Source organism: Flavobacterium chungangense LMG 26729 (assembly GCF_000735715.2).
GTDB lineage: Bacteria > Bacteroidota > Bacteroidia > Flavobacteriales > Flavobacteriaceae > Flavobacterium > Flavobacterium chungangense.
Genome location: NZ_JASY01000039.1, coordinates 1 through 8,424 on the forward strand (window position 1 = coordinate 1; position 8,424 = coordinate 8,424).

Annotated in this window: 10 protein-coding genes; 5 read left to right on the plus strand and 5 right to left on the minus strand. The window is 36.9% G+C overall.

The window, feature by feature from the left end:
- The first annotated feature begins 423 nt into the window (after window positions 1-423).
- From JE46_RS23660 to JE46_RS24380, 4 genes are read left to right on the plus strand one after another with little or no spacing between them, the layout of a single operon-like run.
- Window positions 424-1,179, plus strand: coding sequence for a hypothetical protein (locus JE46_RS23660; protein ID WP_031457768.1), 756 nt, complete (start codon window positions 424-426; stop codon window positions 1,177-1,179).
- 1 nt (window position 1,180) lies between these two features.
- On the plus strand, window positions 1,181-1,576 hold the full coding sequence (locus tag JE46_RS23665; protein WP_031457769.1) for a DUF5675 family protein: 396 nt from the start codon (window positions 1,181-1,183) through the stop codon (window positions 1,574-1,576).
- Between the two features lie 11 nt (window positions 1,577-1,587).
- Window positions 1,588-1,797 carry a hypothetical protein gene (locus JE46_RS23670; protein WP_031457770.1) on the plus strand — a complete coding sequence of 70 codons (210 nt, stop codon included), beginning with the start codon at window positions 1,588-1,590 and terminating at the stop codon, window positions 1,795-1,797.
- 1 nt (window position 1,798) lies between these two features.
- Entirely contained in the window at window positions 1,799-1,972 is a 174-nt protein-coding gene (locus tag JE46_RS24380) for a hypothetical protein (protein WP_167343466.1), read from the plus strand.
- A 50-nt stretch (window positions 1,973-2,022) separates the two neighbouring features.
- On the opposite strand, the gene JE46_RS23680 is transcribed toward JE46_RS24380, so the two are convergent.
- The 3 genes from JE46_RS23680 to JE46_RS23690 all read right to left on the minus strand — a co-directional run bounded on the left by JE46_RS23680 (window position 2,023) and on the right by JE46_RS23690 (window position 4,056).
- Entirely contained in the window at window positions 2,023-2,325 is a 303-nt protein-coding gene (locus tag JE46_RS23680; protein ID WP_051873010.1) for a hypothetical protein, read from the minus strand.
- A gap of 28 nt (window positions 2,326-2,353) precedes the next feature.
- Window positions 2,354-3,211 carry a helix-turn-helix domain-containing protein gene (locus tag JE46_RS23685; protein ID WP_167343467.1) on the minus strand — a complete coding sequence of 286 codons (858 nt, stop codon included), beginning with the start codon at window positions 3,209-3,211 and terminating at the stop codon, window positions 2,354-2,356.
- 155 nt (window positions 3,212-3,366) lie between these two features.
- Window positions 3,367-4,056 (minus strand): hypothetical protein, encoded by a 690-nt coding sequence (locus tag JE46_RS23690; RefSeq protein ID WP_031457774.1) that lies wholly within the window; start codon window positions 4,054-4,056, stop codon window positions 3,367-3,369.
- A 325-nt stretch (window positions 4,057-4,381) separates the two neighbouring features.
- Here JE46_RS23690 and JE46_RS23695 point away from each other — a divergent pair, with 325 nt between their 5' ends.
- A complete protein-coding gene (locus tag JE46_RS23695; protein WP_031457775.1) occupies window positions 4,382-6,079 on the plus strand; it encodes a helix-turn-helix domain-containing protein in 1,698 nt (565 codons plus the stop codon).
- 100 nt (window positions 6,080-6,179) lie between these two features.
- On the opposite strand, the gene JE46_RS23700 is transcribed toward JE46_RS23695, so the two are convergent.
- The gene (locus tag JE46_RS23700; protein ID WP_035137101.1) at window positions 6,180-6,974 is read right to left on the minus strand and encodes a helix-turn-helix domain-containing protein; all 795 of its coding nucleotides are present in this window, start codon (window positions 6,972-6,974) and stop codon (window positions 6,180-6,182) included.
- A 468-nt stretch (window positions 6,975-7,442) separates the two neighbouring features.
- The gene (locus JE46_RS23705) at window positions 7,443-8,129 is read right to left on the minus strand and encodes a DUF4166 domain-containing protein (protein ID WP_167343468.1); all 687 of its coding nucleotides are present in this window, start codon (window positions 8,127-8,129) and stop codon (window positions 7,443-7,445) included.
- Between the last annotated feature and the right edge of the window lie 295 nt (window positions 8,130-8,424).

Sequence of the window (8,424 nt, forward strand, 5' to 3'; positions counted from 1 at the left end):
TAAATACGGTTGGCTTCCTTGCGTGGAAGACCCGCTTCCACTTCCTTTACAACTCTTAAAATCAATCTTTTGTCATAATGACTTTGTTTACGATCCCGGGGAGCATAAACTTCCTGTTCCTTGTGTTCCATACACTCGTGAATTGTGTATAGCTATTTCAGGACAAGACACCTAAAATAACTATACAGATTATTAAATAAATCCTGTTATAGCTATACATTACAAATTTAGTCTAAATAAAGAATAATCTTACATACTAAAATAGTCGATTTTGTATGTTTTTGTTTGGTTTCTAACTGCCTGTCTTTGAATTCTTATAATTATAACTGAACCTTTGCCTCAATCATTCGGGATTTAGTTGCAACGATTGTCGAGATGAATTTGAATTAATGAATTTATTATTAACCCAAAAAATTAAACATTATGGCAAGACAGAAAGGAATTATCAAATTGAAGGGTACAATAGGAGACATTACCTTCTACAAATCAAAAGACGGGTATATTGCAAGAGAAAAAGGAGGCATCGATGCGAGCCGAATTGCAACCGATCCGGCATTTCAGCGCACCCGTGAAAACGGTTCAGAGTTCGGAAGGGCAGGAAAAGCCGGTAAAGTTTTACGTCTCGCCCTGCGCTCTGTGTTAATCAATTCTGCTGACAGCAAGATGGTAAGCCGACTTACAACGCAAATGGTTAAAGTTATTCAGGCAGATGTTACCAGTGCCAGAGGCTTGCGGAATGTTATCGATGGGGAAGCCGAGCTGCTTTCCGGGTTTGATTTCAACATTAATGGAAAACTAGGAACTATTTTGTACGCACCTTATACGGCAACAATTGACCGATTAACAGGCGATTTAACTATAAACATAGCTCCTTTTGTACCCATTAATATGATTGCAGCCCCAAGCGGTACTACTCATTATAAAATCATTTCGGCAGGGGCAGAAATTGATTTTGAAGCTGAAACTTTTACAGGCAGTAATTCTGAAACTGCCTTATTACCCTGGAATACAGTTCTGACCGCTGCGATTCAGCACACGAACCCTATTACCCCTGCGAGTACCAAACCCTTATTTCTTGCATTAGGTATTGAATTTTATCAGGAAATCAACGGACAGATGTACCCCTTGAAAAGCGGAGCAAGCAATCCATTGTCACTGGTTCAGGTAAGCGGTGTCTAAAATGGTACTGAAGTTAACCCGAACTTATTTTGCTAACGGAACGAATGGCAGACTTGAATATGAAGGCAAACTCATCTGTTTTACGATTGAACTGCCCTGGAAAAACAATATTCAACAAGTTTCCTGCATTCCTGAAGGAGAATATTTCATCACGAAACGGTACAGCAGAAAATTTGGATGGCATCTTGAAGTGCTTCAGGTAGCAAGCAGAAGCTTTATTCTGTTTCATCCTGCAAATAATGCTTTACGAGAACTTAACGGATGCATTGCACCCGTCACAAAATTGTCCGGTTCAGGCACTGGCACTATGTCACGCGCAGCCTTTACCAAACTAAAAAATTTAGTTTACCCTATAGTGAACAAAAATGACAATGTGTTATTACTTGTACAATCTTAAAACTAAAAATCATGAATGTAATAAAAAGAGCTACGGCTCCAACACCAAAATTTTTTAAACTATTACGCAACATCGGCCTGTCAATTGCTGCAGCCGGCGGTGCCCTGATGACAGCCCCGGCAGGTTTACCGCACGGCCTGGTAACTTTTGCAAACTATCTGATTGTTGCCGGGACTATTTTGTCTGCCGTGAGTCAAATTACTACCCTAAATGATGAATAAAATGACAGTCAGCAACACCACTTTATCAACTGCAAGTGGTACATTTTTAAGTATCCTTCCCAATTTAAACTCGGAAGATGTTTTAAAAACAGTGCTTCTTGCTGTTATCGGCGCTGCCGTTAGTTTTACATTATCTTTTGTATTTAAAATTCTAAGTACAAAATACAGAAGATAATCTTTTCCTACACCTGAAAAGCCCATTCCAAAATTGGAATGGGCTTTCTTTTATTCTTTTTTAAGTCTTAAGGGAATTATATGTACCTGACTTCCTTTAAATGAATTAAAAGATGGCTCATACTGTATATATCCCAAAATATGTAAATTTTTTAGACATTTATGATATGTTGCCTTCGAGCTTATTTTACTGATTCGCATCACTTCATCACGTGAAATACTAATTGGATTTTTAAAAAAATTGCGATTCCATGACTGGAATAATGCCATGTATAAACTAATGTGTGTCGGATTAAGTGTTTTATCAACTGAAACTTTGTCGAAAAATTCTGTCAGGTGTTTTATGTAGTTCATGGTTACTTCTTATTGGCTGTTTATTGGTTTAAAAACGGTTCCCCATTTGAGACCGATATTCTGAGGGTGCTACTGAGGTATGTGTTTTAAAAAAAGTACTAAAAGAGGGCAGGTCATTAAATCCCAGCTGTTCTGCAATTTCCATCAGCGTCCATTCTTTATTTTGAAGCTGCTTTTTTATTTCTATCACGATCATCTGCTCAATTAAATTTTTCGCTGTATGTCCTGTTACCTGTTTTACTATCTTATTTAGGTATCCGGCAGTGATACATAATTTATCTGCATAAAAACCAACATTGTGCCGGGTTCTACAATGCTCTTTCAGCAACAAATGAAACTGTACTGTCAGCTTCTCTCTTCTCCCCGTCTTTGACACCCTATCTGATATCTGGTCTGTATATACTGAAGCCAGTTTGAAAAGCAAAATTTCCATAATACGCTGTAATTCTATTTTCTGAGCCGGATTTTTACTCTTGTTTACAATACAAACCAACTTAAACAGCTGTACTATCGCTTCAAATTCCTCTTCATACCATTTTGATTTGACCGTACCGCCACTAATAAGAAAACAAAAGGTTTCCAGATCATTCTGAAATAAATAATCAATACTAAACGCCATTAAAAATATATGAAGTTTCCCTGAAGTTATGATTCGACTGCTTCTTTCATTTTGTGAAATTATCAGTACCTCCTGAGGCAACAACTTGTATGCAGCATCCTGTAATTTTATTTCGAAAGTGCCCGATTTTAGCATTATCACGACACAATTGTTTATTTTAAAACATTTCTTAATAATCCGTTTTTTCTTATCCAGTTTAACGTAATACGCCTGTAAACCTAAGACAGGTTCCTTTTTAAATATACTCCTTACTATCTCTCCGATCATTGTTAAACAGTTGAATAGCATTTGAAATCTTGCCCTACAGTGACTGATTTTGTGGAAAAATGAAGCGGTACAAAACAGGCCGCTGCTACAGAACGGATCTGTTTTATTCCTGCCTCATTTCAGGCTAAATCAAAAAAAAAACTTTCTCTCTATTTTTAGATCAACCGATCTATTAATGCTATTACAGCAATGAGCGGTGCCTGATTGCGATTAAAAAAAGAGGACGCTTTTTTATTTGCGACTGAAGTTTCCCAGTCCCTGTCTTTACGGCCTGATTCGGCATACAGGGCATAACTGGAAATTACCGCAACTGATACTATAATTTCTTTATCTTCTTCTGTGAGTGCCGCATTTTCTTTTACAGCTGCTTTATAAGATTCAATACCATCACTGATTTCCTTGTAGTCCTGATCTGATACCTCAATCAAATTTTCTATCAGCTTTATCAGAGCCGTTCCGGCTTCTTTACTTAATGCTTTGTTTTCTGCTACATCAGCCAGTACAGCATTTGGATTCTGCATAATACGGTTCATGTACTGGGGCGTGATTGACCCGGTTTCTACTTCCTGTTGGTTATTTTCCCAATTTTCTGCAATGTACCGGACCTGATTTGTCAATTCTTCAACGGAATTTGGAAAACCGTAGTTTTGGGTATATTCGGTCATCAGTTTGTAAAATAATTTTCCTTTTATCTCAGCAGCATCTGCTGTGCCTGCTTCCTGCGCTATACTTTCGCTTTCGATAGTCTTACGCTTTTGGGCTGTCTGCACATTTTCGGAAACTGCTTCCCTATCACATGAAATGAACGCAAGCATTGTCATAAGGGTTACTAGATTTTTTTTCATTTTGGTTGTTTGTAAGTGAATGAGAAATTATTTCTCTGTTGCTTTTACCCGGGACAGCAGAACTTTATTAAGCACGATGCCTAACTATTTTGCATTTGAATTCGGAACAAATCTATTGGGTGCAGCAATGCCATACAACGCAATGCCTGTGTGTTTTAAAAGATTACTATATGGATTCCATTAAAATCCATATCTATTTTTGTCTTTACCAGCCCCTATTTTACTTGTTTCCCTTATATTTGATTCAGCCGTGTACCTGCTCCGGTTGTTATCATCCCTTAATCCCGATTTATTAAATTAAAGTACGCTCAAATTATCCGCCCTTATGAATTACAACCATTTGCTCTTGGTATTCTTATCATTAGTACAAGTTCTTTCTGCCCAAAAAAACAGTCCTAAACTTCCTGACTCCTTAATGAGAAAGAGTTATGCGTATCTGGATGAAAAAATCTATACCCTTAAAACTGACAGTTCTGCTGCCAGTGTGTATCTGTATGCTTACCTGCGAAAGGCTATTCATGAAAAAAATGCAGCAGAAACGGTCAATGCTTATCAAAACTTATTGCATCAATCTCCTGAAAGACTGCGACTGGTGTATGCTGACAGTATGCTTTTTACTGCCAAAAAGACTGCTGATAATGCCTTAATTGGCTCTGCTTACCTGTCTAAAGGCATTGTTTACTACGGATTAAAACAACAAAAAGAAGCCCTGAACCATTATATCCTTGCCAACAATTATATTTCTAAAACCGATGATGACTACCTGATTCATAAGGTGAAATACAATATCGCCTTAGTCAAATATTATTTAGGGTATTATGACGAGGCTATTTCGTATCTTAAAGACTGTATCCTCTATTTTGAAGGAGGCGAACCGAGACCTTATTTAAATTCCCTGCATGCCTTAAGTGTTTGTTATAACAAAATTGGCAACTATGTACGCTGTTCACAGACGAATAATATTGGCCTTTCTGAAAGCAAAAAACTGGACAGTCCCGATATGGAGGCTTATTTTCTGCATTCTGAAGGAATCAATGACTATTTTAAAGGAAATTACGGCCTTGCCCTAAAAAATATTGAATCTTCGCTTGCCACCATTCGCGCCAACAAAGATTTTGGCAATGAAACCGTTGCCTATTTTTATATGGGCAAAAGCTACCAGAGCCTAAAAAAAACAGAAAAAGCCCTGCTCTATTTTGAGAAAGTCGATCAGGCTTTTACTTCTAAGGGGTATATACGTCCTGATTTGCGGGAAGCTTATGAACTTTTGATTTCGCATCATAAGGAAACCCATAACTTAACCCAACAATTGCATTATGTGGATCAACTGCTCAAAGCTGACGACGTGCTGGATGCTACTTATGAATACTTAACCGGCAAACTGCATAAAGAATATGATACGAAACAATTGCTGAGTGAAAAGGAACATATCCGGCAACAGTTTCTACATCAACAATACAACCTGTATTTTCTTGTGGGCACCATAGTGCTGTTGTGCCTCTTTTTATTTTACCTGACTTACAGTCTGCTTACTAAAAGAAAAAAATATAAAAAGAAGTTTGAAAAACTAATGCTTGAAAAAAACGAAACCAACAAAGGCAAAACAAAAATAAAAATCAACCATTCCCATCTTACTGAAATTGCTGCGGAGACTGTCATCTTTATCTTAAAACAACTGGATGTGTTTGAACAGGAAAAAAAGTTCCTTGCCAAAGACCTTAAACTGTCTACGCTAGCCGCCATTTGCAACTCCAATACAACTTATTTGTCTCAGATTATTGCCCATCATAAGGGTAAAGGTTTTAATGAGTATATCAATGACCTCAAAATCGATTATATCATCGGTTTGCTAAAAGAAGACCGTAAAGTCCGGAATTATACTAATACGGCCTTAGCAGAAGAGGCCGGCTTTAGTACTACGCAACGTTTTGTGCATGCTTTTAAAGCCAAAGCCAAAATGCCGCCTTCTTATTTTATTGAAGAGCTTAAAAAGGGGGTGTCTACGACTGGTGATGAAAATTAAATTCATGAGAGAATGCGTGACAAAGAAGAACGGGTCACTTCAAAAAGCCTATACTAATTTACCATAAAAATCATTATTGTTTTTAACCGCGTTGCAAACGCTACTTTTTGGGATAACAATTTAAGCAGGCACTCGTTGCAAACGAGCGCCAGTTGGTGTCTCCCGTAAACTGTCTGAAGTCTTTAATAAAATGAGCATGGTCGAAAAAATTGTTTTCGTAGCAGATTTCAGTCAGTGTTTTAGTTCCCTTTAAATTGTCAAGAACTGCATTGAAACGAACAATAGAAGCAAATTTTTTAGCTGTTGTTCCCACCTGTTTTCTAAACCGTTTTTCAAATGGGCTCTGGCTGATAAACAGCTTTTCGTTCAGTTCTTTTATACGAATGGTTCCATTAATCTGGTAAATGAGTTTAACCGCTTCAAGAATTAATTTATCTGTTTGAATGTCTTTAAGCTGAGATACTAAAAACTGCTCAACAATTTTTATTCGAAGTTTATCTGTGTTGGCTATTGCTAATTTTTCTTCTACTTCCGTTATGCTGTTTTTATCAAAAATGTCGTCAAGTGAAAGACTTAAGTTAAAGAGTTCGTTGGCAGGATTTGAAGCAAAATGGGTAAAGCCAATTTCAGTAAAGTAAACCAATATAGTTCCTGTCTTTGCTGAATTTTTAAAGATTTTATAGCCGTCAGTAATTCCTGTTATTCCTGCTGTTGCTAGATTGCTTTCACTGTTGTCTTTTATGGTGGAAAGTTGTCCTTTGTATTGAAAGCCAATAACAAGTCCTGATGATGGGAAAACTTTATACTCATTTTCCAATTCATTCTCCGACACTACAAAATATTTGATGTAGGATTTTAGTTGTTCAGTTGGAAAATGTTTTTCAAATTTCATCATTTTGTCTGTTGGCCTGGTTCTCTAAAATTGCCTACAACTTTTTTATATACGCTACAAAGTAGCGACAATCTACCCAAAATTGGGTGTATATGCAAATGTTTGTTACGTTTATATACTTTCAAAAATAACCAAAAAAGATTACAAAGCATCAAAGAATATTTAGTTACCTCTACTCCTTCTCAATAAAGAATGGAACACTACGGGGAGCTGGCGTGTGTCTACGACTGGTGATGAAAATAAATTCATGAGAGAATGCGTGACAAAGAAGAACAGGTCACTTCAAAAAGTCTATACTAATTTACCATAAAAATCATTATTGTTTTTTAACCGCGTTGCAAACGCTACTTTTGGATAACAATGTATAGTAGGCACTCGTTGCAAACGAGCGCCAGTTGGGGAAACGAGTGAGTTCGGATTCAAAAGCACACACGAAAGGATTCGTGCGGGAGCGATGTTTTTTCTATTCGTTTATTCTCTATTCTCATTTCTTGTCGGTTTGAACTTTTCAGGGATTGTATGTCCCTTAAAATTCTTATATTCTGCATCAAACCAGCCTGTAAAGCCAAAAAGTGGTCCAAATAATCTACTTTTCACTTTCAAGTCCAAATAAAATCGTTTTTTCTCGTCGTCATACCATTCCAGAAGGTCAATATCGCCTCTTACCAAACTTGGGACGGGTAATTTTACTCCACCCATAAAGGCGAATTGTCTACCCGAAGTAAACCTAATTGCTCCATTTTCAGCTTTTAGTCCCATTTCAAATACTATTCGATGGTCAAGACCTAAATATTCTACAATGTGTTGTTTGGTTTCACTATAAGTAGCTGTCCCGTCAAATCGTTGTTCTTCATCTGGAAAGTAAAAAACTCTGTTCATTGAGTGAACCTCTCGCCCGAAGTTGTCCAAATATGGGTAATTATGAATTTCGTATTCTATGTTTTGGCCAATTCTAGGAAAAAGTATGTTTGTTTTAGATAAAATTTTTAATAGAAAAACTGCAATTTTGTTCCCATTCCAAATGTTCTCCATTGTTCCTTTACCTATAAATGCAATGTTGTTTGTTGTTGAAAAGTCGAATCGTTTTTGGATTTCCGGGTGTAACTTTTCATATTCAGTTCCCATTTGTCGTCTATAAGCAGAAATGTGTTTTGTCATATTGATTTTATCTGTCATTAATTGTGGTCTGGTACACTTGCAGCCAACGTTCCCGCGCTACAAGAAGTTTGGGATTAAATTAAGCCTTATCTTCGGATTTGCCAAATCTTCCAAATACAAGACCAATTTTTCCATTAAGCCAAATGCCCAAATTGCTTGTAGCGTGTGTGCTTGTTGCACAACTGCTCAAATATAACAAAAAGGAAACATTAAAAAGCGTGCTTTTATGTAAATTTAAACATGCAAGGAAGAAAAGAATTTACGCCAAAAATGCTCTATCAAGTACACTTAACAG

Bases quoted from the DNA above. Each gene is read 5' to 3' on its own strand.
- JE46_RS23660 (WP_031457768.1), top strand. From the start codon at position 424: ATGGCAAGACAGAAAGGAATTATCAAATTGAAGGGTACAATAGGAGAC.
- JE46_RS23665 (WP_031457769.1), top strand. From the start codon at position 1,181: ATGGTACTGAAGTTAACCCGAACTTATTTTGCTAACGGAACGAATGGC.
- JE46_RS23670 (WP_031457770.1), top strand. From the start codon at position 1,588: ATGAATGTAATAAAAAGAGCTACGGCTCCAACACCAAAATTTTTTAAA.
- JE46_RS24380 (WP_167343466.1), top strand. From the start codon at position 1,799: ATGACAGTCAGCAACACCACTTTATCAACTGCAAGTGGTACATTTTTA.
- JE46_RS23680 (WP_051873010.1), bottom strand. From the start codon at position 2,325: ATGAACTACATAAAACACCTGACAGAATTTTTCGACAAAGTTTCAGTT.
- JE46_RS23685 (WP_167343467.1), bottom strand. From the start codon at position 3,211: ATGATCGGAGAGATAGTAAGGAGTATATTTAAAAAGGAACCTGTCTTA.
- JE46_RS23690 (WP_031457774.1), bottom strand. From the start codon at position 4,056: ATGAAAAAAAATCTAGTAACCCTTATGACAATGCTTGCGTTCATTTCA.
- JE46_RS23695 (WP_031457775.1), top strand. From the start codon at position 4,382: ATGAATTACAACCATTTGCTCTTGGTATTCTTATCATTAGTACAAGTT.
- JE46_RS23700 (WP_035137101.1), bottom strand. From the start codon at position 6,974: ATGATGAAATTTGAAAAACATTTTCCAACTGAACAACTAAAATCCTAC.
- JE46_RS23705 (WP_167343468.1), bottom strand. From the start codon at position 8,129: ATGACAAAACACATTTCTGCTTATAGACGACAAATGGGAACTGAATAT.